The sequence below is a fragment of the Clostridium sp. UBA1652 genome (assembly GCF_002320975.1).
Lineage (GTDB): Bacteria > Bacillota > Clostridia > Clostridiales > Clostridiaceae > Clostridium_T > Clostridium_T intestinale.
In genome coordinates this window covers 81445-107832 of sequence record NZ_DCLI01000036.1, presented here as the reverse complement: position 1 = coordinate 107832, position 26388 = coordinate 81445, and the positions used below count along the sequence as shown (strand labels likewise).

The 26388-nt window shown below is 30.4% G+C and carries 30 protein-coding genes; 27 read left to right on the top strand and 3 right to left on the bottom strand.

The window, feature by feature from the left end:
* The first annotated feature begins 42 nt into the window (after positions 1 to 42).
* The 26 genes from thrC to hisE all read left to right on the top strand — a co-directional run bounded on the left by thrC (position 43) and on the right by hisE (position 21940).
* The gene (gene thrC, locus B3N22_RS05795; protein WP_286905380.1) at positions 43 to 1506 is read left to right on the top strand and encodes a threonine synthase; all 1464 of its coding nucleotides are present in this window, start codon (positions 43 to 45) and stop codon (positions 1504 to 1506) included.
* Between the two features lies 1 nt (position 1507).
* Entirely contained in the window at positions 1508 to 2398 is an 891-nt protein-coding gene (gene thrB / locus B3N22_RS05790; protein ID WP_286905379.1) for a homoserine kinase, read from the top strand.
* 6 nt (positions 2399 to 2404) lie between these two features.
* Entirely contained in the window at positions 2405 to 2842 is a 438-nt protein-coding gene (locus B3N22_RS05785) for an ACT domain-containing protein (protein ID WP_286905378.1), read from the top strand.
* An 87-nt stretch (positions 2843 to 2929) separates the two neighbouring features.
* Positions 2930 to 3622 (top strand): TVP38/TMEM64 family protein, encoded by a 693-nt coding sequence (locus tag B3N22_RS05780; RefSeq protein ID WP_286905377.1) that lies wholly within the window; start codon positions 2930 to 2932, stop codon positions 3620 to 3622.
* A 150-nt stretch (positions 3623 to 3772) separates the two neighbouring features.
* Entirely contained in the window at positions 3773 to 4912 is a 1140-nt protein-coding gene (locus tag B3N22_RS05775) for a cysteine desulfurase family protein (protein ID WP_286905376.1), read from the top strand.
* Positions 4909 to 6063, top strand: coding sequence for a tRNA uracil 4-sulfurtransferase ThiI (thiI, locus tag B3N22_RS05770; protein ID WP_286905375.1), 1155 nt, complete (start codon positions 4909 to 4911; stop codon positions 6061 to 6063). The genes B3N22_RS05775 and thiI overlap by 4 nt, the downstream gene beginning before the upstream one ends.
* A gap of 106 nt (positions 6064 to 6169) precedes the next feature.
* The gene (locus B3N22_RS05765) at positions 6170 to 6403 is read left to right on the top strand and encodes a hypothetical protein (protein ID WP_286905374.1); all 234 of its coding nucleotides are present in this window, start codon (positions 6170 to 6172) and stop codon (positions 6401 to 6403) included.
* Positions 6404 to 6461: 58 nt separating this feature from the next.
* Positions 6462 to 6914 (top strand): DUF3888 domain-containing protein, encoded by a 453-nt coding sequence (locus B3N22_RS05760; RefSeq protein WP_286905373.1) that lies wholly within the window; start codon positions 6462 to 6464, stop codon positions 6912 to 6914.
* Positions 6915 to 7067: 153 nt separating this feature from the next.
* Positions 7068 to 7856: a ribose-phosphate pyrophosphokinase gene (locus B3N22_RS05755; RefSeq protein ID WP_286905372.1), complete on the top strand. Its 789-nt coding sequence runs from the start codon at positions 7068 to 7070 to the stop codon at positions 7854 to 7856.
* A 13-nt stretch (positions 7857 to 7869) separates the two neighbouring features.
* Complete coding sequence (locus B3N22_RS05750) at positions 7870 to 8418, top strand: cysteine hydrolase family protein (RefSeq protein WP_286905371.1); 549 nt, start codon at positions 7870 to 7872, stop codon at positions 8416 to 8418.
* A 2-nt stretch (positions 8419 to 8420) separates the two neighbouring features.
* Positions 8421 to 9890, top strand: a complete 1470-nt coding sequence (locus tag B3N22_RS05745) for a nicotinate phosphoribosyltransferase (protein WP_286905370.1) — start codon at positions 8421 to 8423, stop codon at positions 9888 to 9890.
* Positions 9891 to 9908: 18 nt separating this feature from the next.
* Positions 9909 to 10643, top strand: a complete 735-nt coding sequence (gene nadE, locus B3N22_RS05740; RefSeq protein WP_286905369.1) for an NAD(+) synthase — start codon at positions 9909 to 9911, stop codon at positions 10641 to 10643.
* 9 nt (positions 10644 to 10652) lie between these two features.
* Positions 10653 to 11552: an NUDIX hydrolase gene (locus B3N22_RS05735; protein ID WP_286905368.1), complete on the top strand. Its 900-nt coding sequence runs from the start codon at positions 10653 to 10655 to the stop codon at positions 11550 to 11552.
* A complete protein-coding gene (locus tag B3N22_RS05730; protein ID WP_286905367.1) occupies positions 11549 to 11842 on the top strand; it encodes a hypothetical protein in 294 nt (97 codons plus the stop codon). Before B3N22_RS05735 ends, B3N22_RS05730 begins: the two co-directional genes overlap by 4 nt.
* A 228-nt stretch (positions 11843 to 12070) precedes the next feature.
* Positions 12071 to 12865: a pseudouridine synthase gene (locus tag B3N22_RS05725; RefSeq protein ID WP_286905454.1), complete on the top strand. Its 795-nt coding sequence runs from the start codon at positions 12071 to 12073 to the stop codon at positions 12863 to 12865.
* 249 nt (positions 12866 to 13114) lie between these two features.
* On the top strand, positions 13115 to 13981 hold the full coding sequence (locus tag B3N22_RS05720) for an RpnC/YadD family protein (protein ID WP_286905366.1): 867 nt from the start codon (positions 13115 to 13117) through the stop codon (positions 13979 to 13981).
* Between the two features lie 470 nt (positions 13982 to 14451).
* Entirely contained in the window at positions 14452 to 15582 is a 1131-nt protein-coding gene (gene hisZ, locus B3N22_RS05715) for an ATP phosphoribosyltransferase regulatory subunit (protein WP_286905365.1), read from the top strand.
* Between the two features lie 14 nt (positions 15583 to 15596).
* Positions 15597 to 16220: an ATP phosphoribosyltransferase gene (gene hisG, locus B3N22_RS05710; RefSeq protein ID WP_286905364.1), complete on the top strand. Its 624-nt coding sequence runs from the start codon at positions 15597 to 15599 to the stop codon at positions 16218 to 16220.
* A gap of 21 nt (positions 16221 to 16241) precedes the next feature.
* Positions 16242 to 17528 carry a histidinol dehydrogenase gene (gene hisD, locus B3N22_RS05705; RefSeq protein WP_286905363.1) on the top strand — a complete coding sequence of 429 codons (1287 nt, stop codon included), beginning with the start codon at positions 16242 to 16244 and terminating at the stop codon, positions 17526 to 17528.
* 1 nt (position 17529) lies between these two features.
* Positions 17530 to 18603, top strand: a complete 1074-nt coding sequence (gene hisC, locus B3N22_RS05700; RefSeq protein ID WP_286905362.1) for a histidinol-phosphate transaminase — start codon at positions 17530 to 17532, stop codon at positions 18601 to 18603.
* Positions 18584 to 19177 (top strand): imidazoleglycerol-phosphate dehydratase HisB, encoded by a 594-nt coding sequence (gene hisB / locus B3N22_RS05695; RefSeq protein ID WP_286905361.1) that lies wholly within the window; start codon positions 18584 to 18586, stop codon positions 19175 to 19177. The genes hisC and hisB overlap by 20 nt, the downstream gene beginning before the upstream one ends.
* Positions 19178 to 19187: 10 nt before the next feature.
* Positions 19188 to 19796, top strand: a complete 609-nt coding sequence (hisH, locus tag B3N22_RS05690) for an imidazole glycerol phosphate synthase subunit HisH (RefSeq protein WP_286905360.1) — start codon at positions 19188 to 19190, stop codon at positions 19794 to 19796.
* The gene (hisA, locus tag B3N22_RS05685; RefSeq protein WP_286905359.1) at positions 19793 to 20518 is read left to right on the top strand and encodes a 1-(5-phosphoribosyl)-5-[(5-phosphoribosylamino)methylideneamino]imidazole-4-carboxamide isomerase; all 726 of its coding nucleotides are present in this window, start codon (positions 19793 to 19795) and stop codon (positions 20516 to 20518) included. Before hisH ends, hisA begins: the two co-directional genes overlap by 4 nt.
* Positions 20508 to 21269: an imidazole glycerol phosphate synthase subunit HisF gene (hisF, locus tag B3N22_RS05680; protein ID WP_286905358.1), complete on the top strand. Its 762-nt coding sequence runs from the start codon at positions 20508 to 20510 to the stop codon at positions 21267 to 21269. Before hisA ends, hisF begins: the two co-directional genes overlap by 11 nt.
* 11 nt (positions 21270 to 21280) lie before the next feature.
* Positions 21281 to 21607: a phosphoribosyl-AMP cyclohydrolase gene (gene hisI, locus B3N22_RS05675; RefSeq protein WP_073017857.1), complete on the top strand. Its 327-nt coding sequence runs from the start codon at positions 21281 to 21283 to the stop codon at positions 21605 to 21607.
* Between the two features lie 6 nt (positions 21608 to 21613).
* On the top strand, positions 21614 to 21940 hold the full coding sequence (gene hisE / locus B3N22_RS05670; RefSeq protein ID WP_286905357.1) for a phosphoribosyl-ATP diphosphatase: 327 nt from the start codon (positions 21614 to 21616) through the stop codon (positions 21938 to 21940).
* A gap of 42 nt (positions 21941 to 21982) precedes the next feature.
* Here the strand turns inward: hisE and B3N22_RS05665 are convergent, their stop codons facing one another.
* On the bottom strand, positions 21983 to 22435 hold the full coding sequence (locus B3N22_RS05665) for a GtrA family protein (RefSeq protein ID WP_286905356.1): 453 nt from the start codon (positions 22433 to 22435) through the stop codon (positions 21983 to 21985).
* Between the two features lie 22 nt (positions 22436 to 22457).
* Positions 22458 to 22778 carry a rhodanese-like domain-containing protein gene (locus B3N22_RS05660; protein WP_073017853.1) on the bottom strand — a complete coding sequence of 107 codons (321 nt, stop codon included), beginning with the start codon at positions 22776 to 22778 and terminating at the stop codon, positions 22458 to 22460.
* A gap of 182 nt (positions 22779 to 22960) precedes the next feature.
* Between B3N22_RS05660 and B3N22_RS05655 the strand changes: the two genes are divergently transcribed.
* Positions 22961 to 25549, top strand: coding sequence for a 3'-5' exonuclease (locus tag B3N22_RS05655; RefSeq protein WP_286905355.1), 2589 nt, complete (start codon positions 22961 to 22963; stop codon positions 25547 to 25549).
* Positions 25550 to 25570: 21 nt separating this feature from the next.
* On the opposite strand, the gene B3N22_RS05650 is transcribed toward B3N22_RS05655, so the two are convergent.
* The gene (locus tag B3N22_RS05650) at positions 25571 to 26335 is read right to left on the bottom strand and encodes a histidinol phosphate phosphatase (RefSeq protein WP_286905354.1); all 765 of its coding nucleotides are present in this window, start codon (positions 26333 to 26335) and stop codon (positions 25571 to 25573) included.
* Positions 26336 to 26388 lie beyond the last annotated feature (53 nt).

Below are 26388 nucleotides of genomic sequence, written 5' to 3'. Positions count from 1 at the left end.
TTTAACGTAATTGTTATATCATGTAAACTTGGGGTGATTTAAATGTTATTTAAAAGTACAAGAGGATTAGAAAGTAATTTATCCTCGTCAGAGGCTATATTAAAAGGAATTGCAAGGGATGGAGGGCTATTTGTTCCTGAGAGTTTTCCAGAGGTTTATTCAAAGTTAAAGGGGAAAACAAATTATAATTATGAAGAATTAGCTGAAATAATTATAGGGCAATATTTTACTGACATAACGAGTGAAGATTTAAAAGAGGCTATTAAAGATGCGTATACTGGTAGATTTAATGTTGAAGTTAAAAATGGGTTTTTAGAATTATATCATGGACCAACTTCTGCTTTTAAGGATGCAGCACTTTTGTTTCTTCCTCAAATAATGAAAAAAGCTAAAAAAGTAATTAATTTTAATAAGGATATAGTAATTTTAACTGCTACATCAGGAGATACTGGTAAAGCTGCTTTAGAAGGCTTTAAGGATGTAGACGGGTTTAAAGTAGTTGTATATTATCCAAAAGATGGAGTCTCAGAGGTTCAAGAAAAGCAAATGAGAACTCAAAAAGGGGATAATGTTTATGTAGTAGCTATAGAAGGTAATTTTGATGATGCACAAAGAGGAGTAAAAACTATATTCAGTAATAGTGGATTAAAGGAAGAACTAGATATAAATAATATAGCACTTTCTTCTGCAAATTCTATAAATATAGGTAGACTAGTACCACAAATAGTTTATTACTTTTATGGGTATTTTAAACTTATAGAGCAGGGAGAGATAAAAGAAGGAGAAAAAATTAATGTAGTTGTACCTACAGGAAATTTCGGAAATATTTTAGCTGCTTACTATGGAAAACAGATGGGACTTCCTATAGATAAGTTTATATGTGCATCTAACGAAAATAATGTATTAACTGACTTCTTTAAGGAAGGGGTTTATGATAAAAATAGGGAACTTGTATTAACAGAATCTCCTTCAATGGATATTTTAGTGTCTTCAAATCTTGAAAGACTTTTATTTGAAATAGCGGATAGAGATAGCAGCTTAGTTAAAGACTTAATGGATTCGCTGCAGAAGGATGGAAAGTATTCTATAACTAATTCTATGGAAGAAAAGTTAAAAGATTTTTATGGAGATTTTTCAGATATAGAAGAGGTGTATGAAGTTATAAGAGATGTTTATGAAAAAGAAAACTATCTAATGGACACACATACTGCAGTTGCTTATAGTGTTTATAAAAAATACGTACAAAAAACAGGTGACGATAAAAAAGTATTAATTGCATCTACTGCAAGTCCATTTAAGTTTAATAGGAGTATAATCAATGCTTTGGGAATAGAAGCTGGAGATAAGGACGATTTAGAACTGTTAAATACTTTATCAGAAAAAACCTCATTAGAGATACCAAGTGCTCTAAAAGAGCTTAGAGAGCTTACAGTGGTGCATGACTTAGAGTGTGAAGCTGATAAAATGGAAGATATCCTTAAGAAGATATTAAAAGTAGGTGAGTAGTATGGTTAAGGTTAAAGTACCTGCCACTTCTGCAAACCTTGGGGCTGGATTCGATTGTATGGGGTTAGCCTTCGAACTTTTTAATGTGTTTGAATTTCAAGAGATTAAAGAAGGCTTAGAGTTTGAGGGAGTAAAAGAAGAGTATTGCAATAAAGATAATATCATATATGAAGCCATGATGTTATGTTTTAATAGAGCAGATTATAAGCCTACTGGACTTAAGATAAGTATTTTAGAAGAGAATATTCCGATTTCAAGAGGTCTTGGAAGCAGCTCTAGCTGTATAGTTGGGGGGCTTTTAGGGGCAAATGAACTTATGGGTTCTCCCTTCAACTTAGAGGAACTTTTTAATATGTCTGTAGAAATAGAAGGGCATCCAGATAATGTAGCGCCAGCTTTTTTTGGAGGAATTGTAGTTTCTTCTATGGAAGATGGGAAAGCTTATTATAATAAGGTGGATATAAAAGAGGGAATAGAATTTTTATCATTTATTCCAAGTTTTACTTTATCTACAGAGAAGGCAAGAAGAGCACTTCCAGCTACAATACCATTTAAGGATGGGGTTTATAATGTTGGAAAAGCTGCTCTTACTTTAAGTTGTTTCTATTTAGGCAATTATGATATGCTAAAGTATGCTTGTAAGGATAAACTTCATGAACCATATAGAAGTAAACTTATACCTAACTTTGAGGAGATAACTAAAGAAGTTTTGGATTTGGGAGCATTATGTGTTTTTTTAAGCGGAGCAGGTCCAACTATTATGAGTATAGTTAAGAAAGAGGATAATACCGCTAAAGATAAAATAAAGGCTCATATGATTAAGTTTGAAAAAGAGTGGTCAGTTGTAACACTTAAGGAAAACAATATAGGGGCCGAAATAATTAAAGGGTGAGTTAAGATGAATAGTAATTATATACTTGTGGATAAGAGGGTTTTGCCAGAAGTATTTGAAAAGGTATTAAAGGCAAAGAGATTATTAAAAGATGGGAAAGTTAAGGAAATAACTGAGGCTGCTAAGATAGTTGGAATTAGTAGAAGTGTATATTATAAATATAAGGATTATGTTTTTGAATTTGCAGAAAGTAGTCATGGAAGAAAGTTTACTTTTAATATGATTATTTCTCACAAAAAAGGAGTTCTTTCAAGTTTATTGAATTTTTTAACTGAAAAAGGTGGAAATATACTAACAATAGATCAAGGAATTCCTATAAACAATCTAGCGAATGTAAGTATTACCATGGATATAACTTCTTTAGAAGGGGATGCAACAGACCTTTTAGAAGATTTATACTTGGTAGATGGAGTAGAAAAGGTAGATTTTGTCGCAATGGAATAAATTTAAGAAGTAATTAAGAATTTAAGAAGATATATTTAAGAAAAGTACGATAAGATATAATCATAAACTTAAAACGGAGGACTATCAATGAAAAATATATTGAAAAATCATTGGGGAAAACTTCTTACAGGTATGATTATTATTGTACTTTCTTTTTATGGATTTATTTATAGAGAGAGTTTAGCTCAAGCAATAAACTTAATGAAAGATCCGAAAGCAATTAGTTTATATATAGAAAGTTATGGTCACTTTGGAGTGTTAATGTTTATTTTACTTCAAGTCACTCAAGTAGTTATATTCTTTATACCAGGGGAAGTCACCCAGGCAGCTGGAGGATATATTTTTGGAACATTTCTTGGAACACTATATTCTATTATAGGAATAAATTTAGGTTCAGCAGTATTATTTTTTGGAACAAGAAGGTTTGGGAATTCTTTAGTGGATAAAGTTGTACCTGAAAAGTTAAAACGACCATTTGAAAAGCTTTTAAATGCTAAGAAGATAAACTTAATAGTATTTTTAATATATTTAATTCCAGGAATACCTAAGGATAGTTCAGTATTTTTATGTGCTCTATCTAGAATCAGTTTTAAAGATTTTCTAATCTACTCAACACTTGGAAGAATGCCAGCATTAGTTATATCTTCTTTTTATGGAGCTAATATAGCTACAGGGAACATGCACATTATAATAATTTTATCCGTTATAATGGTAGTAGGTTTAGGAATATGTATGATGTTAAAGAAATTTTTTATGGAAAAACTAGCAAAAATAAGTTAAATAGATTAATTAAAAATCCATTATGATATATTCATAGTGGATTTTACCTATTTTAAATGAAACTTACCTTTGACATAATGAAGGTTTTTAATTAATCTTGTATTAGAGTCTTTTTAAGGAAGAGAGTAATATAGAGAAAGGGTGATAGGAGTGAGTATATATTTTGATAACGCAGCAACTACTCCACCTACAGAAGAAGTTATAGAATCAATAGTAGTAGGAATGAAAGAATATTATGGCAATCCATCTTCTCTTCATAAGTTAGGGTTAAATGCAGAAAGAATGTTATTAACTAGTAGAGAAGAGTTAGCTAAAACTATAAATGCAACTTCAGATGAAATATTTTTTACATCTGGAGGAAGTGAAGGAAATAACTTTATATTAAAAGGAATTGGAAAATCAGGGAACAATATTATTACAACTAAATTTGAACATCCTTCAGTTTTAAATGCTTTAAATGAGCTAAGAGAACAGGGAATAATAGTTTATGAATTATCTCTCAATGAAAATGGTGAAGTTGATTTAGAAGAACTAAAAAGTTTTATAGATAAAAATACTGTATTAGTATCCATAATGCATGTTAATAATGAAATCGGAACTATTCAGCCTATTGAAGAAATAGGGAAAATAATTAAAGATAATTCTACTAGAGCAAAATTTCATGTAGACGGAGTTCAAAGTTATGGTAAAATAGCTATTGATGTTAAAAAAGCTAATATAGATTATTTAACTGTAAGTTCTCATAAATTTCATGGACCTAAGGGAGTAGGTTTTTGTTATATAAGAAAAGGCTTAAGACTAAAACCATTGATTTCAGGTGGTGGACAAGAGTCTGGTTTTAGAAGTGGAACTGAAAACTTACCTGGAGTAATGGGAATGGTTGTAGCAGCAAAGATGGCACAAGCCTCAATTAAAGAAAGTTATAAAAAGGTTTGGGAAATAAAAGAACACTTTATAGAAAAACTTAAAGGAATAGAAAATATAAAAATAAATTCTCCTCGAAAGGAAAACATAAGTCCATATATATTAAATGTTTCTTTTACTGGTATAAGGGGAGAGGTTCTTTTACATGCCCTTGAGGAAAATGGGATATTTGTATCCACAGGTTCTGCTTGTTCATCAAGAGGTGGCAAAGAGAGTCATGTATTAAAAGCTTTAGGTTTAGATTATAAAGACATAGATGGTGCTATAAGATTTTCTTTTTCAAGATTTAATACCATAGAAGAAGTGGATTTATCCAATGAAGCACTTAAGAAATCATTGTTATTTTTAAGGAGAGTTAGAAAATGAAAAAATTATTACTTATAAAAAGTGCCCCTGAGATATTTTTAAAGGGACTAAACAGAAATAAATTCGAGAGACTATTAAAAAAGAATATAGCTAAAAAACTTGAAGGAATAGAATATGAATTCATCACAGACATGGGAAGATGGTTCGTATATTCAGAGGATTTAGAAGAAGCTTGTAGTAGAATTAGAAAAGTATTTGGAGTAACTCAGGTTTGTATAGTAACTCAAATAGAAAGAGATTATGAAGAAATTAAAAAACTTGCTTTGAGTAAGGTAATAGAAGCTAAAGCATCAAACTTCAAAATAGAAACTAATAGAGCTAATAAAGAATTCCCTAAAAACTCTATGGAAGTTTCAAGAGAAGTTGGAGGATATGTTTTAACTAACTATGAAGGTGAGCTTTCAGTTAAAATAAATGATCCTGAATGTTTAGTTAAGGTTGAAATAAGAGATAAGGCTTATCTATATACTAAGTTAGACATAGTAAAAGGAGAGGGTGGTCTTCCTTATGGAGTTAATGGAAGCACTATGCTTATGTTATCTGGAGGAATAGATTCACCTGTAGCTGGATATATGATGGCAAGAAGAGGGGTAGAACTTCACTGTGTATATTATCACTCTCACCCATATACTTCAGAAAGAGCTAAAGATAAGGTTAAGGATTTAGCAAAAGTATTAGCAAGCTATACAGAAAAAGTTAATTTATATGTAGTTCCATTTACAGAGATTCAAATGGGCATAATTGAGAAATGTAGAGAAGATGAGCTTACAATAATCATGAGGAGATTTATGATGAGAGTAGCTTGTGAATTGGCTGAACAAAAAGGAATTCAATCAGTATCTACAGGTGAAAGTATAGGTCAAGTAGCATCTCAAACTATGGAAGGTTTAATAGTTTCAACAGATGTAGCAGATAGACCAGTATTTAGACCATTAATATCAATGGATAAAGAAGACATAATGGATATATCAAGAAGAATAGGAACTTATGATATATCTATAAGACCATATGAAGACTGTTGTACAATATTTGTACCTAAACATCCTAAAACTAAACCACAAGTAGAGCCAATAAGAAAATCAGAAGAAGCTTTAGATATCGATGCTTTAGTTAAAGAAGCTGTAGATAATGTTGAGGTTTATAGATTCTAGAATTTAATATAAAAATAGAGTAGTCCTGCTTCTGTAGGACTATTTTTATTTAGTTTAAAGGAAATTAAAATTACATGTAGAAATAAAGTGTACTGCAAGTAGTTATATGGATATAGATTTTAAAACTAAGCCTATAAATTGTCCACCTCAAAAACTTATAGTTTCAATATGGAAAGATAAGGATAATAGAGAGGTGTATCAAGAAATTAGAGGGGATATTTCAAATTCAGTAACAATATTGCTTCCTGAAAAAGAAGGAGAATATATTTTTGAGATTAATGCTTACTGGGATGATAAGCATAATACTTCAAATATTCTCAATATATTAATAAACAAATAGTGAAATAATATTATTATATAGTATAGGATTATTAATTTTCCTAAGGAGGATTGCAGCTATGAAAAGAGGATTAGCGGTAACATCTTTAATAATTAGTATATCTATTTTATTATTTCAAAATAAGGCATGGAGTGTTGAAAAAACACCAGATGCTAAGTTAGGATTACCTTATAAATATACACCAGAAGAAGGATCTATAGAAGAATTGTATAAAGATATAATAGCTACACTTATAGAACCATATATAACCAAAGAAATAGAAAAATATTATGGAAAAGCATATATGTACGATTTGTTTGATATGGAATTTTTAAAAATAGAAAGGCCAAATGGATATAGAAGTTTTTCTTTTATTGTTACGGTTGAAGTAAGACCATTTATAGGAGCACATAATACCCTTGGTGTAGATGATATAATTATAAAAATAGAAGCTGGAGAAGTGAAAGTTGAAAGGTTTAAACATATAAAAAGTTTTCCTGTACCAGATTATTTAAAACAAGAAGTATCTTAATTTTAAGAACTTCTTTTTATTTTACAAAAAATCTCAAGAACATATTGACAGAAAGTTGAATAAGATGTACTATAAATACATATTAACAAGTTGATAATATCAAAAGAAAAATAAGTATTTAAAAAAGTTATTAAGATTTAGGAGGATTAGAAAATGATTTATTTTAATAATGAAAAAATAGATATAAAAAAGTTTCCTAATGGTGAGGCACTTATTCATAGTGGTGATTTAAATATAAAAGATGATAATGAGATTAAGGTTAAGTTTGAAAATAATGAAGATATAACTAATTTGATATTTTTAAAAGGACATTTAGATGAGTTAAGAGTAAAGTGTAGTTTAGTACTTCCTTATATGCCTTACAGCAGAATGGATAGAACAGAAGGTGTAACAGTATTTACTTTAAAGTATTTGTGTAAGTTGATTAATAGTTTAGATTTTGAAAATGTAACAATTTATGAACCTCATTCTGAAGTATCTGTTGCATTAATAGATAGAGTTAAAGTAGTAAATATGTCTAAGAGACTTACAGAGCAATTAATAGAAGAATTAAATGATGAAAATGTATATTTAGTTTATCCAGATGCTGGAGCCTCAAAGAGATATGCTCATCAAATAGCTTATGAAAAGATATTAACTGCAAATAAGGAACGTGATTTTAAAACAGGATTTATAAACAAGTTAGAAATCAATGGTGAGGTAAAAAGTAAAAACTTTAAAGCGATTATAGTAGATGATTTATGTTCAAAAGGAGGAACCTTTGAACTTACAGCTTCTAAGCTTAAAGATATGGGAGCAGGAGAAATATATCTTGTAGTTACCCACTGTGAAGATACAATATTTGAAGGCAAGTTATTAGATAGCGATTTAATAACAGGAATATATACAACAAATAGTATTTTGAGTAAAGATCATAAAAAAATTAAGGTATATGAGATTTAAGGAGGAATTTAAGATGAAAAAACTATTAGTAGTTATTGATTATCAAAAGGATTTTGTGGATGGAACTTTAGGGTTTAAAAAGGCTGAAACTCTAGAATCAGGAATATATGATAAGGTTAGAAAGTATTTAGAAAATGGAGATAAGGTTTTATTTACCTATGACACTCATTATGAGGATTATTTAGAAACTAGAGAAGGTAAAAACTTACCTGTAGTTCACTGTATTAAAGGAACTAATGGGCACGAGCTTTATGGAAGACTTAATGAATTTTTGGGGAAAGAAAATACCCTACATTATGAAAAAGAAGGTTTTGGTTTGGCTCCAAAAGATGTAATTAGACTCTCAGAAGAATTGGGAGAAGAAATTAATGAGATAGAGCTTGTAGGTGTTGTTACTAATATATGCGTAATAAGTAATGTGGTTATGCTTCAATCACAATATAGAAATGCAGAGATATTAATAGATGCAAGTCTTTGTGCAAGTTTTGATGATTCACTTCATGATAAGGCATTAGATGTAGCAGAAGGAATACAGGTAAAAGTAATAAATAGGGGGAATTAAGCATGATAAGTCCATTTTTATTAACAGATTTTTATAAAACAATACACCATATGTGTTATGCAGAAGGAATGACAAAGCTAGTAAGTTACTGGACACCAAGAATGTCTAGAAAAGAAGATATGCACAAGGTAGTCATGTTTGGACTTCAACCATTTTTAAAGAAGTATTTAATTGAGTATTTTAATGATAATTTCTTTTCAAGAGATAAAGAGGAAGTTATATCAGAGTATAAGAGAGTAATATCAAAAACCATGGGAGATATAGCTTCTGATACAAAGCATATTGAAGCACTTCACGATTTAGGATATCTTCCTATACAAATTAAAGCTGTTGAAGAAGGATCAAGGGTAAACATCAAAACCCCTATGATTGAGATAACTAACACTCATGAAGATTTTCCTTGGCTTGTAAACTATCTAGAAACTTTCATGAGCTGTAATATATGGCAGCCTATGACTAGTGCAACTATTGCCTATAGATATAGAGAGATAGTAGAGAAATATTTTGAGCTTACTGTAGTCGATGGAGAAATTAAAAGAGCTTGTGGAGACTTTAGTATGAGAGGTTTCAGCTCAATAGAAAGTGCAGAAATAAGTGCCTCAGCTCACCTTTTATCCTTTGTAGGTACTGCAACAATACCTGCTATAACCTACTTAGAAGAGTATTATAATGCTAACTTAGATGAAGAGGTAATTGGAGTTGGAACTCCATCTACAGAGCATAGCGTAATGTGCAGCTATGGAGAAGATGAGTTCTCAGCCTATAAGAGATTAATAACTGAGGTTTTTCCAAAAGGGCCATTAAGCATAGTATCTGATACCTATGATTACTGGAATGTTATAACATCAATACTTCCAACACTTAAAGAAGAAATTTTAAATAGGGATGGAAAGGTAATTATAAGAGGGGATAGCGGAGATCCAGTGAAAATAATCTGTGGAGACAAAAATGCAGAAAAAGGCAGTGATGAGTATAAAGGAACTGTGGAACTTCTTTGGGATATATTTGGAGGAGAAGTTAATTCAAAGGGATATAAGGTTTTAAATCCTAAAATAGGAACCATATATGGTGACAGCATAACTGTAGAAAGATGTGAAGATATTTGCAAAGGCTTAGAAGAGAAGGGTTTTGCAGTAAATAATTGTACCTTTGGAATAGGTTCCTATACCTACCAGTACAACACAAGAGATACCTTTGGATTTGCATTAAAAGCAACTCATGCAGTAATAAATAATGAAGAAAAATTCATCTTTAAGGCTCCTAAGACTGACAAAGATAACTTCAAAAAATCTCAAAAAGGTATGTGTTATGTTTATAAAGAAGGGGAAGATATTTTATATAAAGATGAACTAACTATAGAGGAGCAGGCAGCATATAAAGACAATTTGCTAGAACTTGTATTTAAGGATGGAAAGTTAATAAAAGATTATTCGTTAGAGGAAATAAGAAATAGACTACATGGAAGTTTTTAAATAAGGAGGGGTAGAAGTATGGGAGAAAATTTTAAGGTGGAAAAGGTATGTGAAGAAATCAAAAATTGGATTAGAGAATATTTTGAAAAACAACCTAATGCTAAAGGTGCAGTTATTGGAATCAGTGGAGGAAAAGACAGCACCATAACCTCAAAACTTTTAGTTGAAGCTTTAGGAAAGGAAAGAGTATTTGGTGTTTTAATGCCAAACGGAGAACAAAAAGATATAGAAGATAGCTTGAAGATTGTAGATCTATTAGGAATTAATTATAAGGTAGTAAATATAGAGAAGGCATATAAGGGATTATTAGAGGGAATTGATGAAGAGAGCTTATCAAAAGATGGAAAAATAAATATTCCACCAAGACTTAGAATGACTACTTTGTATGCTATAGGCTCCTCCATGCACTATAGAGTATGTGGTACAGGAAATAAGTCAGAAGGTTTCGTAGGATATACTACAAAGTGGGGAGATAATGCCTATGACTTTAATCCTATAGGTGACTTAACCACAGAGGAAGTAATAGCCGTAGGTGATTTTTTAGGATTGCCTTATGGGTTAGTTCATAAAACTCCAAGTGATGGATTGACAGGGGAGTCTGATGAGGAAAAACTAGGTTTTACCTATAAACAAATTAATGATTATATAGAAAAAGGAACTAGCGGAGATAAAGAAGTAGATGATAAAATAAAAGCTAAACATGACTATAATAAGCACAAAGGGATTTTGCCGCCTAAATATGAGCTGCAATAGGTAGAGACTATGGAAGAGATTAAAAATAAGCAAGGATTAACGGAAGAAGAGTTTTTAAAAAAATATAATGATGATATATATAAGAAGCCATCTTTTACAGTGGATATGCTTATATTTACTGTAATGGATAAAGAAAAAGAAAATTATAGAAAGCTTCCTGAAAAAGCTTTAAAAGTTCTATTAGTAAAAAGAGGAGATCATCCTTATATAGGCAAGTGGGCTCTTCCTGGAGGCTTTGTAGGAATTGAAGAGAGCTTGGATGAAGCTGCTTTACGTGTATTAGAAGCAGAAACAGGAATAGAAGATATCTATATGGAACAACTATACACTTGGGGGGAAGTAAGTAGAGATCCAAGAACAAGAGTAGTAAGTTCTTCTTATATGGCATTAGTTGATAGCAAATCTTTAAATATTACAGCTGGTGAAGATGAAACAGACGCCAGTTGGTTTAACGTTAGTTATGATATATTAGAAGAAAAGAAAACGTCAGTAGAAAATGGATATATATACGAGCAATTAGTAGAAATAAAACTTTGGAATGAAGTAGACACATTATCAGCTAAAATAAAAACTACAGAAAATCTAGAGGGAAAAATAAAAAGAGAACTTATTGAAAATGAAGGATTAGCCTTTGACCATGGAAAGTTTATAGAATATGCAATTGAGAGATTAAGAAATAAAATAGAATATACCAGCCTAGCTTTTAATCTTATGCCAGAATTATTTACATTAACAGAACTTCAACGAGTTTATGAAATAATTCAAGGAAAAGAACTTTTAGCAGCTGCCTTTAGAAGAAAGATAGCAAACATGGTAGTTGAAACAAATGAATACACAAAAGATGCTGGACATAGACCTTCAAAACTTTTTAGATATAACTCAGGGTGGAAAAGGGGAAAGAGTATATGAAAAGAAATAAATTGGATTTTATGTTATTTCTAAAACTAAGTTGTTTAAATTTAATATTGTATCTAATAGCTGCAATTATAATTATTCTGCCAATTTCTATTGTGATGGTTTCAGATATAACTTTAAGTAAAACTTTTAGTAAAGCGCTTATCAGTACATCGTTTATATTTATATCAGCAGGTAAATTTATTACTTTCTTTAAGAAAAATAAAGGTGATAAAACTAAAATTAATGATTTAGCAGTGATTGTTGGTTTTTTAATAGTGCTTATATCGTATCTATTAAAATAAGACTATTGTTTTATTGGTAAAAATGCCCTGAAGCCGCATAAACACTATATATAGTTATATAGTTATCTATTTATATAGAAAAATATATAAATAGATAACTAGAAATGTATATAAATAGATAACTAGAAAAATAGATAAATATTTATATTCTTGCTTGGTGTTTGGTGTTAGTATAGTTTTATGGGTGGAGGAGCGACAGTATTAAGGCGTGAAGGATTAAGTGAACTCATGAGATTAGATAAATTTTTAGCACAATCAGGTATTGGAAATAGTAAAACTGTAAGAATATATATACAAGATGGAAAAGTAAAAGTTAATGGACAGGTTGTCATAAAGCCTGCAATAACAATTAATGAAAATGAGGATATAGTTGAGTACCTTGATGAAAAAATTTCTTATATGGGCAAAGCCTATTATATGTTTAATAAACCTTCAGGGTGCGTTACTGCAAGAAGAGATGATAAATATAAAACCGTATTTGATTTTTTCAAAGAGGAAAATATGAATGGTGTATCTCATGTTGGAAGATTAGATAAAGATACAGAGGGCTTATTATTACTTACAAATGACGGTGAGCTTAATAATAAGTTGATGAGTCCACTGAAACATGTTGATAAAAAATATTTTTTCATAGCATTAGGATCTTTAGATGAAGAGTGTATTAATAGATTAGAGCAAGGGGTATTTATAGGAGCTGATGAAGAGATAACAAAATCATCAAAGCTAGAAAAGGTAACTAATGGCATTTATAAAGATTTTGAGAATGAAAGTGAACTTATAAAAGTTTATAATGATTCATCAAATCACTATAAACAGCCAGCCGTATCAGGATATCTCACAATCTCAGAAGGACGTAAGCATCAAGTAAAACGAATGCTTAAAGCAGTAGGATGCCATGTTATATATTTAAAAAGAATTTCAATTGGTGATTTAGAGTTAGATGAATCATTAGGAAAAGGACAATATAGAAGTTTAGAAAAAAGTGAAATAAAAAAATTATTAGGGAAATGTGATGTGAGTTAGATTAATTATCTAGCTCACTTTTTTTAGCATTTTGCTTATAATAAAAAGTGGTGCTTCGAGAGAAGCTAGAGGAAGAAAATAAGGGATAACCTTTGAGAATATGGCTTTATATAAATATTTTATTATGCTAAAATTATCATAAATATAAAATGTACAAGAGCATTAATTATATGAAATGGGAAGAAGTAATAAAGACTTACCCTATTCAGTTTATAAAGCCTATATTGAAGAGGATGAGGAGATGATATTTTGGCAGCAAAGGGAATAACATATCAAGCTAAGGACGTGCTTTTTAAATCAATGAGTTCCATATATAAAGACAAGGCACTAAACGTATATGGATTAAATTATCCAAAGATAGTTGAAATGATACCATCAGACTTACCAGAGGTTAAGGCGGATGAAAAGCGAGCTGACAGTATATTTTTATTAGAAGATGGATCTATATTATTGCTAGAATATGAAAGTAATAAGAGAGTAGAAGAAAATATGTTTAAGTATCTAGACTATACTGTAAGGATCTTAAGAAGGTATTTTGAAGAAACTAAAGACTTTCCGCGAATTCATATAGCTGTAGTTTATACTGCAGAAGTAAAGGAAGCTAAATCAACAGTTGCTTTTGGAGATATCATAATAAACTCACAAAGTGTATTTATGAGTAACTTTGATGGAGATAGTATTTTTGAAGAGGTAAAGAAAAGGATACAAAATAAAGAGAAGCTAACTTCAGAAGATAAAATGAAGATTGTACTGTTGCCTCTTATGAACACTAGTAGGCATAAACAGAATATAATAGAAGAAAGCATAGAGCTAGTTAAATTTATAGATAGCGAAGAAGAACAATTAGCATTAATAGCAGGAATACTTACTGCTACTGACAAGTTTATCGAAAAAAATTATGCTAAGAAAGTGAGGGAATGGTTAACTATGACTAAGGTAGATAAAATTTATCAAGAGGAAAAAGAAAAAGCTATAGAAGAGGCAAAAAAAGAAGTTAGAAGAAAAGAAAAGTTAGAATTAGCAAAAAATTTAATGGATGTACTTTCAGTAGAAATGATAGCAAAGAAAACAGGATTATCAATAGAAGAGGTTGAAAAATTAAGAGAAAGTAAGTAAGGAATGTAACTGAATGGGAATATAAGTAAAGTTTTGTGTGGTTAAATACAGAAGTTTAGAAAAAGATGAAATAAAAAAATTATTAGGGAAATTCGATGTGAGTTAGATTAATTATCTAGCTCACTTTTTTTTCATTAAAAAATGGGTCAAATTCTAAACCTCTGTTAACTATCTATGAAAATATTGTGTCTCGAAAAAGCAATTATACATCTGTACAACTGTACGATTGTACAAAAGTACAATTTTTAAAAATACCAAAAGAATATTTGTACACTTGTACAAGTGTACAAAGTTTTTGGAATTATAAGTTCATTAGCTAATTGATTGCTTAATAGGGTTTTTACAATATTATTTCTTAAATTATAGCTTTGTTTGTTGACAAATTTCTATAATCTAGTATAATTTAATCTAAATACTTCATCAATTTATCAGGATAAAGTGATGAAGCAAAGTGATTGGGGGCTAGAATTGTGGCGGTGAAAAATTTCTTACCTGAGGGGTCTAGAGATTTAATCTCAGAGGACTGTTACAAGAAAGAGGAAATCAAGAGAATTCTTGAGAAGAAAATGGAGATTTGGGGCTATGAACAGATAATAACACCTACCTTAGAATATTATGATATCTTTAATTCACATCCAGAAGGTTTTAAACAGGAAGACATGTATAAGTTTTTTGATAATAAAGGGAAAATTCTTGTCTTAAGACCAGATATGACTATTCCAATAGCAAGAGTTGTTAGTACAAAATTAAAAGAATATGAGAGGCCTATTAGAATAAGGTATACTTCAAATATTTATAGAGTCAATGAAGCTTTTGGGGGAAAGGCAAATGAAATAACTCACTGTGGGGTTGAGTTAATAGGAAAAGAAACCCTAGAGGGTGATTTAGAGGTTATATTTCTTGCAATAAACTCACTAAAAGCTTTAGGTCTTAAAGGCTTTAAAATAGAGCTTGGACATATGGGAATAATAACTTCTATATTTAATGAAATAGATATATCTGAAGAACTAAAAGAGAGGATAGCAGTTTTAATAGAGAAAAAGAGACTTGGAGAGCTTGAAAATATATTAGAGGAAATAAGCTTAGAAGAATCTAAAAAAGAGTTTCTTAAAAAGCTTCCATGGCTATTTGGAAGTGAAGAGATACTAAAATCAGTTAAAGAGTTAGAGATATATTCACAGATAAGGGATTCTATAGAGTACTTAGAAAATCTTTTAGAGGGAATTAAAAAATTAAACCTAAAAGAATATGTATCTTTAGACATGGGTATGATTCCTAAAATCAATTATTATACAGGAGTAATAATGAGGGGCTATGTACAAGGAGTTGGAAAGTATGTGCTCCAAGGCGGGCGATATGATAACTTAATCAAATCCTTTGGTGTTGATAATGGGGCTATAGGGTTTGCTATAGACATTGATTCATTAGGGGATGTTTATGAAATTAAAGAAAGACTTGTAGAGAAAAAACTTTATTTTTCAAGTGAAAAATTTCTAAAAGCATTAGAAAAAGCAGAGGAATTAACCATTAGTGGATATAAGGTTGAATTGATTCCTATAAATGGAGATATAGAAATAGGTGAAAATGAAATAGTGCTTTAGTATGGAGGGGTATCGTGGCAATAAATATAGCTTTAACTAAGGGGAGATTAGAGAAGGAAAGCATCAAGATATTTGATAAGGCAGGTTTTGATGTATCAGCTTTAAAGGATAAAGGGAGAAAACTTATATTTAAGGACAACAAAATGGATTATAACTATTTTTTAGTTAAAAGTGCAGATGCTATAACCTATGTTGAGCATGGTGTAGCTGATATCGGAATAGTTGGGAAAGACACCTTAATAGAAAGTAATTCTAATTATTACGAAATGCTGGATTTAAAAATAGGGGAATGCAAGTTTATAGTAGCATCACTTCCAAATTCAAAGTTATTTAAATCCTACAGTAATATAAAAATAGGGACAAAGTATCCAAATGTAGCTAAAAAGTATTTTTATGAAAAGGGAATGGATGTTGAAATAATAAAAATTGAAGGTTCTGTGGAGCTTGCACCTATACTTGGGTTATGTGATGGAATTGTAGATATTATGGAGACTGGGATAACTTTAAAGGAAAATGGACTTATAGTGAAAGATGAAATATGTGACATTAGTGCAAGGGTTATAGTTAATAACACCGCATTTAAACTAAAAGAAAAAGAAATAAAAGAATTTTTATTTAAGGTTAGCGAGGTAATATAGTAAAAAAAGAGGGGGCTATATATGTTAAGAATTTTTAAATTCAACGAGGAAAACAGAGATTTAGTAATAAAAGAACTAAAGGATAGAGAAGGAAAAGAAGACAAAAAAATTCTTAATTCTGTTGAAGAAATCATAAATAAGGTAAGGAATGAAAAGGATAAGGCGCTTAAAGATTTAACTAAAAGCTTTGATGGGGTAGAGCTAGAGGATTTAAGGGTATCTAGTACAGAAATAGAAGAAGCCTTTAGTTTAGTTGAAGATAATTTTATAGAATCTCTTCAAAAAGCTAAAAAAAATATCTATAAATTTCATGAGATGCAAAAGGGAAATTCATGGATAAATACTGAAGCTAATGGAGTATATATGGGGCAAAGAATTATTCCATTAGATAAGATAGGGGTTTATGTTCCAGGAGGAACAGCAGCTTATCCATCCTCTGTACTTATGAATACAATTCCAGCTAAAGTTGCAGGAGTAAATAAAATTGTTATGACAACACCACCTTCTAAAAATGGAAAGGTAAATCCATATATTTTAGTTGCTGCTAAAATTGCAGAGGTAGATGAAGTTTATAAAGTTGGGGGAGCTCAAGCTATAGCTGCCTTAGCTTATGGAACTGAAAGTATAGAAAAGGTGGATAAGATAGTAGGCCCAGGAAATATTTATGTAGCTACTGCTAAAAAGCTTGTTTTTGGTAGTGTTGATATAGATATGATAGCAGGACCTTCTGAAATCTTAGTTATAAGTGATGAAACTAGTAAAAAGGAATATATAGCAGCAGACTTATTGTCTCAAGCTGAACATGATGTTTTAGCCTCTTCAATATTTTTAACAACGTCGGAAGAACTATTAAATGGTGTTTGTGAAGAGATGGAGAAGCAAACTGAGGAGCTTAGTAGAAAAGAGATTATAACAAAATCCATGAGTAAATATGGTATAGGAATACTTTGTGAAAGTATAGAGCAGTGTATAGAACTTTCAAATATAATATCACCAGAGCATTTAGAACTTATGGTAGCTAATCCTATGGAGCTACTTGGAAAAGTTAAAAATGCGGGAAGTGTATTCTTAGGGCAATATACTCCAGAACCAGTTGGGGATTATTTTGGAGGACCTAATCATGTATTGCCAACCTCAGGAACAGCAAGATTTTTTTCAGCTTTATCAACAGATAGCTTTATCAAAAAATCTTCATATATATATTATTCAAAGGAAGCCTTTAATGAGGCATCTAAAGACATAATTAATTTGGCTAATAAGGAGGGGTTAACAGCCCATGCAAATTCAATAAAAGTGAGGTTGAAGTAATATGAAAAAGATAAATTCTTATAAATCAATGGATAGATCAAAACCAATAAGGCTTAATTCTAATGAAATATCTACTAATATGTATAGGGATTCCATATTCTCAATGACTTCCATATTATCAACTATTCAGTTTAACAGATACCCTGAGGATAATCCTTTAGCTTTAAAGAAAGCTTATGGAAAATATGCAGGTGTAAGTGAAAAGAACATAATAGTTGGTAATGGTTCTGACGAGATGATCAATCTTATGATTACTTCAACTATATCAAAGGGGAAAAAACTATTAACCTTAGATCCTGATTTTTCTATGTTTGAGTTTTATACTTCCCTACAAGACGGAAAACTTATAAAAATAGACATTAATAAAGCTGGGAAAGTAGATATAGGCAAACTTATTAAAAAAGGTAAAGCTGAAGAAGTAAGTTTAATTATAGTATCTAATCCCAATAATCCTTCTGGAATAGTTTTATCTAATGAAGACATAATTAGAGTGTGTGAGGCTTTTGATGATATCCCTATAGTAATTGATGAAGCTTATTATGAGTTTTATGGAGAAACTATGATTGGATATATAAATAAATATAAGAATTTAATTATTACTAGAACCTTATCTAAAGCATGGGGATTATCTTCTTTAAGAGTTGGATTTTTAATAGCCTGTGAAGAAAAAGTCAATGAACTTATAAAATATAAGGCTCCATACAATGTTAATAGTATTTCTCAGGCTTTAGCGGTAATTGCTTTAGGTTACGTTGAGCTAGTTAGGCAAAATACTGCAACAGTTATCGAAGAAAGAGAAAATCTTATAGAAGAGCTAAAGAGAATAGAAAAAGAAAGTTGTATGGATATAGTTTTTTATCCTTCTAAGGCAAACTTTATCTTTGGAAGAACTTCTTATAAGGAAGCTCTTATAAATGGACTTAAAAATAAGAACATATTAATAAGAGATTTTGAAGATGATGATAGCTTTAGAATTACTATTGGAACCTATCAAGAAAACAAAAAGTTAGTGGAAGCCTTGGAAAGTATATTAATTTATCAAGGAGATTACGGATATGAAGTTGAGAGCATCTAATAAAGAAAGAAAAACCAAGGAAACGGAAATTAAAATAGAACTAAATTTAGATGGAAAAGGAAATGCAGAAATTAATACTGGAGTAGGTTTTTTTGATCATATGTTAACTTTACTTGCTTTTCATAGCTCTTTTGATTTAAGGGTTGAAGCTAAAGGGGATTTATATGTAGATGATCACCATTTAGTTGAGGATACAGGAATCTTACTTGGGCAGGCAATAAAGGAAGCTTTAGGAGATAAAAAGGGGATAAAAAGATATGGAACCTTTTTTCTACCTATGGATGAAGCTCTAGCTATGGTGTCTTTAGATATATCAGGAAGAGGCTTTCTACATTTTGAAGGTGAGTTTAATAGAGAGAGTATAGGGAATTTCTCAACAGAAATGGTTAAGGAGTTTTTTAGGGCTTTAGCTATGAATGGGGAAATAACCTTACATGGAAGAATTCTTTATGGGGAGAATGACCATCACAAGATTGAAGGTTTATTTAAAGCCTTAGGAAGAGCACTAAAAGAAGCAGTAACTATTGATGAAGATAACAAAGATAAGATTCCATCATCAAAGGGGACTCTCTAGGAGGATTAGTATGATAAGTATTATAGATTATGGCATGGGTAATCTTAAAAGTGTAGAAAATGCTTTTAAGTTTTTAGGAATAGAGGCAGTTATTACAAGAGATGAAAAAGAAATAAAAAATTCTAAAGGGATACTTCTTCCAGGAGTTGGGGCATTTCCAGATGCTATGAAGAATTTAAAAGAGTATAATCTTGATAGCATAATTAAAGAAGAAGTAAAAAGAGGAAAACCTCTGCTTGGGGTATGTCTTGGTATGCAGCTTCTTTTTTCTAAAAGTTATGAAGGTGAAGAGTGTGAGGGGTTAGACCTAATTACAGGAAGTGTTAAAAAGCTTCAAGGGAATATAAAAATACCTCATATAGGATGGAATTCTTTAGAGTTTAATAGGGAAGATAAACTTATAGATGAATTAAAAGAAGAGAGCTATGTGTATTTTGTTCACTCCTTTTTTGCTACAGATATGAAGGAAGAAGATTTACTTGCCTATAGTGTTTATGGAGATAATAAAATACCTGCTTTAGTTAATAGAGGCAATGTATATGGAGCACAATTTCACCCAGAAAAAAGTGGAGATGTGGGGCTTAAGATTCTAGAAAATTTTTGGGGGATGATTAAATGATTATATTACCTGCAATAGATATAAGAGGGGGCAAAGCTGTTAGATTATATCAAGGAGACTACACTAAGGAAGAAGTAGTAGCTAAGGATATATACGAGCAAGCAAAAGAATTTCAAAAACTAGGGGCAACTCACCTTCATTTAGTGGATTTAGATGGTGCTAAACAAGGGGCAGGAATTAATGAAGAAATAATATTAAAACTTGCCAAAACCGTTGATATGTCTATTGAAGTTGGTGGAGGAATAAGAACTCTAGATAGAATTGATAAACTATTAGGAAATGGGATAGATAAGGTTATATTAGGTACAGCTGCCATGGAACAAGAGGATTTAGTTAAAGCTGCTTTAGCTAAATATGCAGAGCGTATTATTGTAGGAGTAGATGCTAGAAATGGCAAGGTATGTGGAAATGGATGGCTTAGTGAAAGTAATTTAGATTATATTGATTTCACTAAGAAAATGGCTGAGCTTGGAGTTGATAATGTAATAGTTACTGATATAAGCAGAGATGGAACCCTTCAAGGGGCTAATATTGAGATGTTAAAAACTCTTAGTGAAAAGGTTGATATAAAAATAACTGCTTCTGGTGGAGTAAAAGATATTGAGGATATTAAGAAACTTAAAGAATCAGGAATATATGCAGCTATAACAGGAAAAGCCATTTATTCAGGAGAACTTTCCTTAAAGGAAGCTTTAGAGGTAGGTGGAGAATATGCATACTAAAAGAATAATACCTTGTTTAGATGTAGCTGAAGGTAAGGTTGTTAAAGGTATAAACTTTAAAAGTTTAGTGAATGTAGGAGATCCTGTAGAGCTTGCAGATTATTACAGCAAGGAAGGGGCAGATGAATTAGTTTTCCTAGATATTAAAGCTACCCATGAAGGTAGAGGAATCATGGAAGACATGGTAAGGAGAACTGCCGAAAAAGTATTTATTCCTTTTACCGTAGGTGGGGGACTCGGTTCTTTAGAGGATATAAAGAGAATATTAAGAGCTGGTGCAGATAAGGTATCTCTTAATTCAGCAGCTGTAAAGAATAAGGAACTTATAAAAGAAGGAGCCTATTACTTTGGTTCTCAATGTATAGTTTTAGCTGTAGATGCAAAAAGAAGAGAAACTAAAGATGGTTGGAACGTTTATGTTCATGGAGGCAGAATAGATACAGGTATTGATGTTCTTAGATGGATAGAAGAAGGTGTTAAACTTGGAGCTGGTGAAATTCTCTTAACTTCTATGGATAGAGACGGAACTAAAGAAGGTTTTGACAATGAACTTTTAGCCAAGGTTAATGATATAGTAAATGTTCCAGTAATAGCTTCAGGAGGCTGTGGAAGTCTAGAACACTTTTATGATACATTTAATGAAGGAAAAGCAGATGCGGCCTTAGCAGCTTCTTTATTTCACTATGGTGAACTAACTATAAATGAAGTTAAGGATTATTTAAGAGGAAGAGATATACCAATAAGGAAATAGAGGTTAGAGATATGTTTGATATTGAAAATTTAGATTTTAATAAAGGGAATTCTTTAATACCAGCTATAGTTCAGGATTTTAATACAAAAGAAGTTTTAATGCTTGCTTATATGAACAAAGAAAGCTTAAAAAGAACTATAGAGGAAGGTACTACCTGGTTTTACTCTAGAAGCAGGAATGAATATTGGAATAAAGGGGCAACCTCTGGTAATATGCAATACGTTAAAGAAATGTATTATGATTGTGATGGTGATACAATACTTATTTTAGTGGAACCAAAGGGGCCAGCTTGTCACACAGGTAAGGTAAGCTGCTTTTTCAATAAAATTGAGAGGTAATTAATTATGGAGAATGTAATAGAGAATTTATATAAAATAATTTTAAGTAGAAAAGAAGAGGGAGAAGAGGGGTCTTATACCAAATATCTTTTTGATAAAGGACTAGATAAAATATTAAAAAAGGTAGGGGAAGAAGCTACAGAAGTTATTATAGCAGCTAAGGGAGATAATAAAGAAGAACAAGTAGCTGAAATATGTGATTTAACCTATCATCTTTTAGTTTTAATGGCGGAGCTTAATATACCTATAGAAGAGGTTAGGGAGGAACTTAACAAAAGAGCTAAAAAGATAGGGAATTTAAAAGAAGAGAGAAAAGAGATAGAAAAATTATAAGGCTAAAGTAGAACTGATAGTGAATCTGTTCTACTTTAGCCTTTAAGCTTTATGAACTTGAGGTATGTGTTGTTTTTTGAATATTATCATTTTATTTATAACAAAACCTAAAGAACCCGTTATAATTGAAGAAAATACAGCTGCAAAATTTGCACATAAATTAAGTTGAAGTTTAAGTGGGTTCATATCATTTAACAACATTAATAACTTCGCATCAAAAATTCCAAGAACAAATAGTAAAGAAACATACCTAAAATATGATTTGTTGGAAGCTTCTGCTTTAAAAGTGAACTTTCTATTTAAAAAGTAACCAGAGGTTGAATAAACAAGTATTGATATAAATTTAAAGAAATAATTTATGTTCCCTGAATATAAACCAGTTAAGTGCCATAAGATGTTTAATACTATAACATCTATAATGATATTAGATGTACCTATTAAAGCGTAACACGCTAATTGAAGAAATGTTTTTATTTTAGATAAACTTTTAAGCAAAATGTGTACCTCCACAATTTTTCTATTTTATTAATTCATAAGGCCATTCACTAATACCTTCATATAAATGATATATGTTTTCATATTCAAATTCTTTCATAGTGTCTATAGCTAAATGACTTCTTCTACCTGTTCTACAATAAACTAAAACTGGATCTTTTCTATTTGGAGAGAAATCTTCTAAGTCATATTCTAGTTCCTCATAAGCTATGTTTACAGCACCAGATACATGCCCCTCCTTAAATTCTGAATAGCTTCTAACATCTAAAATTTTAAGATTAGGATTTGATTCTATAAGTTTTTTTGTTTGGGTATATGTTAAGTTAGTTATCTTGCTTTCCATTATAATTCTCCTTCTTTATACAAACACAAAGATATTCTATCATAATAAATTAAGTTTGTACTGAAATTATTATAAATTTAAGAATTATTCTGTAGAAGACTCCAAAGAAGGCTCATCAAGTTTATTTTATGTTTATGAGTGGTATAATTAGAAATATACAGAAATGTTGGAGGGATTTATAATTGTCTGAAAATATTAAAGAGTTTAAGCTTTTAAATAGTGAGCAAAAGCAAGTTGTAGAGAATCTAGAAGATAATATAGCCCTTCTTGCACCAGCAGGTACAGGGAAAACAAATACCTTAGCTTTAAGGGTAGCAAATATAATTTATAATAATAAATGTAAACCAGAGGAGATTTTATGTCTAACCTTCACTAATAAAGCAGCTAAAGAGATGAAGGATAGAATAAGAAATCTTATAGATAATGACTTAGGGGATAGGGTAGAGGTATTTACCTTTCATTCCTTTTGTTTCAATTTATTAAAAAGTAGAGGAAGGAATCTACAGGAAATTTCCTTGGATTTTATAGTTTATGATGAAGAGGATTGTAAGGATATAATAAAAGAAATTCTTCCTAAAGAATTTAAATATGGAGAAAAAGAAATATATTCTTTCATAAATCTTATCAAAGGATTGAAGGATTTTAATGAAAGTTATGAAGATACTCTAAACAGAGTAATTAATACCTCAGAGAAGGATGGCATAACAGAACTTCATAAGATATCATCATCAGGAAGATATTTTGATTATGAGCTTTTTAACTTCTACAAGGAACATGCAATAAAGCTATTAAGAAAGTATGATAAAAAACTATTAGAATACCATGGAATGGACTTTAATGATTTAATAATAAATACAATAAATTTATTTCAAGAGGAAGGTTTCTATGAAACTTTAAATTTAAGCTATAAATACATTCATATAGATGAGGTACAAGACACTAATTTAAGAGAATATGGGGTGCTGAAAAAGCTTTTTAAAAGTAATAAGATAATGCTTTGTGGAGATACTCTTCAAACAATATACAGATGGAGAGGAGCCACTGGAGGAGCTATATTTAGAAAGTTTATGAAAGAAGAAAAAGCTGTACTTATAAAGCTTAGGACTAATTATAGAAGCACTGAAAACTTGCTTTTAGGGGCAGCCTCCTTTGTTAAAAATGTACTTCCAAACCCTCAAGGATATGGCTATGATTTAATCTCTAACAACGAAAATAAAGGAGAAAAAATAAAGATAACCTCCTATGAAACCCTTCAAAAAGAAGCTTTAGGGGTTTATGAAAAGATACTTTCATTAGGAGATATTAATTACTCTAAAGTAGCCATACTCACAAGAAATAACTATCAAAACCAAGAGTTGTCAAATATGTTAAGAAAAATAAAAGAGACTATGCCAAAAGAAAAACAGTTAGAGTTTATGCTTGTAGATGAATTTAAATTCTTTAAAAGAAGTGAGATAAAAGATTTATTAGCTGTTTTTAAGTTTTTAGTCAATAGCTACGATAACAGTTCCTTAAAAAGAATGGTAAAGAAGTTTGGAAAAGGAATAGGAAATATAACTATAGAAAGCCTTGAGAAAGGCGAAGAATTAAATATAGGAATAAGATTTATGGACTTAGTTCAAGAAGAAACTTTTAACTATGGGGAACCTTTTAGACTTCTAAATGATAGTATAAACAGCGGTAATGTAGTAGTAATGGATGTTGAAAGTACTGGAATAGATACCTCAAATGATGAAATTGTTCAAATAGCAGCTATTAAAATCAATCTTTTGGGGGCAGTTATTGAAAGGTTTGAGAGGTTTTTAATCCCTAAAAAGGAGCTTGGCTCTTCTGAAAAGGTTCATGGTTTTTCTAAAGAGTTTTTGTTAGAAAATGGAGTGGAAAGTATTAGGGGTTTAGAGGAATTTGTTGATTTCTCTAAAGGCTGTGTAATAGTTGGTCACAATATTAACTACGATCTTACAATAATGAAATCGCAGATAGCTAGAGAAGGAGCCAGAGAGTTAGATATTACTGGAGTTTTCGATACTCTTGATATGGCTAGAAGATTTTATCCAGAATTTGAAAATCACAAATTAGAGACTTTAAGTAAAAAGTTTAGGGTTGAAAATCCATCTACTCATAATGCTATGGATGATATTTTGGCAACAAAAGATATATTAATGGAGATGGTTAGACAAAAGATAATTCCAACTTCCTATGATAGAGCCAATTTTTATTCACCTTATCTTAATAAGTTTAAGGATATCAAAGATAATATAAATAACTTAAAAGAACTATCAGAAAAGCTTTCTCCAGAAGAACTTTTAGAAGAAGTTATTAATATGTTTAACGTATATGAACTGTATGACAAGATAAAGATTGAAAACATAAAAGAGCTATATGAAATAGTTAAGAATTTTTCAAGAGAGTTAAAAGGGAATATTAATGATAAACTAACTGAAATATTAAAGATAACAGCCCTATCTAATTCTGAACTAGACACTCTTATAGAAAAGTTTCCGAAGATACCTATACTAACAATTCATGGAGCTAAAGGTCTTGAGTTTGATTATGTTTTTATGCCGTATTTAACAGAAGGAAGTTTTCCATCCTTTAGAGCTATTAAAGAAGATAAATTACTTGAAGAAAAAAGTATTTTTTATGTAGGATTAACCCGTGCTAAAAAAGAACTTTTCCTTAGTTATCACAAGCTAAATGGAAGTAAAATAAGAAATAGAAGTCAGTTTATAGACAATATAGATGTAACGTTTGTAGAACACATAAATTAAAAGGCACTCAAAGAGTGCCTTTTATATTTTCATTATTCTATTTTCAAAATGTACTTCCTTAAGACCTATTGAATCTACAAATTCATGTGCTATTTTAAAGTTAATGCCTATTGCAGTTTTCCCGTGGGCATCAGAGCCTAGGGTAACATACTTTCCGCCTAATTCTTTATACCTAGTGTATATTTTGTGAAGGGAAGCATATCTTTTTTTATCAGCAATAGTTCTAGTATTAAGTTCTAATATCTTACCTTTATTAAGAAGTTCAATAAATATTCTATCAATATACTCTTTATAGACTTCTAGATGGATTTCTTTATCTTCGTAAGGTGCATATCTGCAAGGATAATCTATATGTCCTAAAGCATCGAAACAGTCAAAATCTTTAACATCCTTTTCCATTGTCTCGAAGTATTTTAGATATAAAGCGTGTTTATCTGAACCAACTTTAAAAAAGTCCAAAGCCATATCATGTCCATCAATACTATGAACTGACCCTATAACAAAGTCAAAATCATTAGAATTTACAACGCTGGTATATTCTTGTAAAAAGTCTGAATTCATACCTATCTCTATACCAAGACCTAAGTTTTCAGAGCGATAAGATTCATAGGTTTTAAAATAATTTTGAACATCTAATCTAAACATATCTGGATCAGGAAAATCTAAATCAAGGTGTTCTGTAAGTACAATACCAAGATTTTGTTTTTTACTTTCCTCAAGAACTTCTTCGATTTTCATAGTAGAATCACTAGAAAAAATAGTATGCATATGATTATCAAAAATCATCTTTATCCTCCTAAATTTTAAAGATATAATTTATAACTAGATTATATCATAAA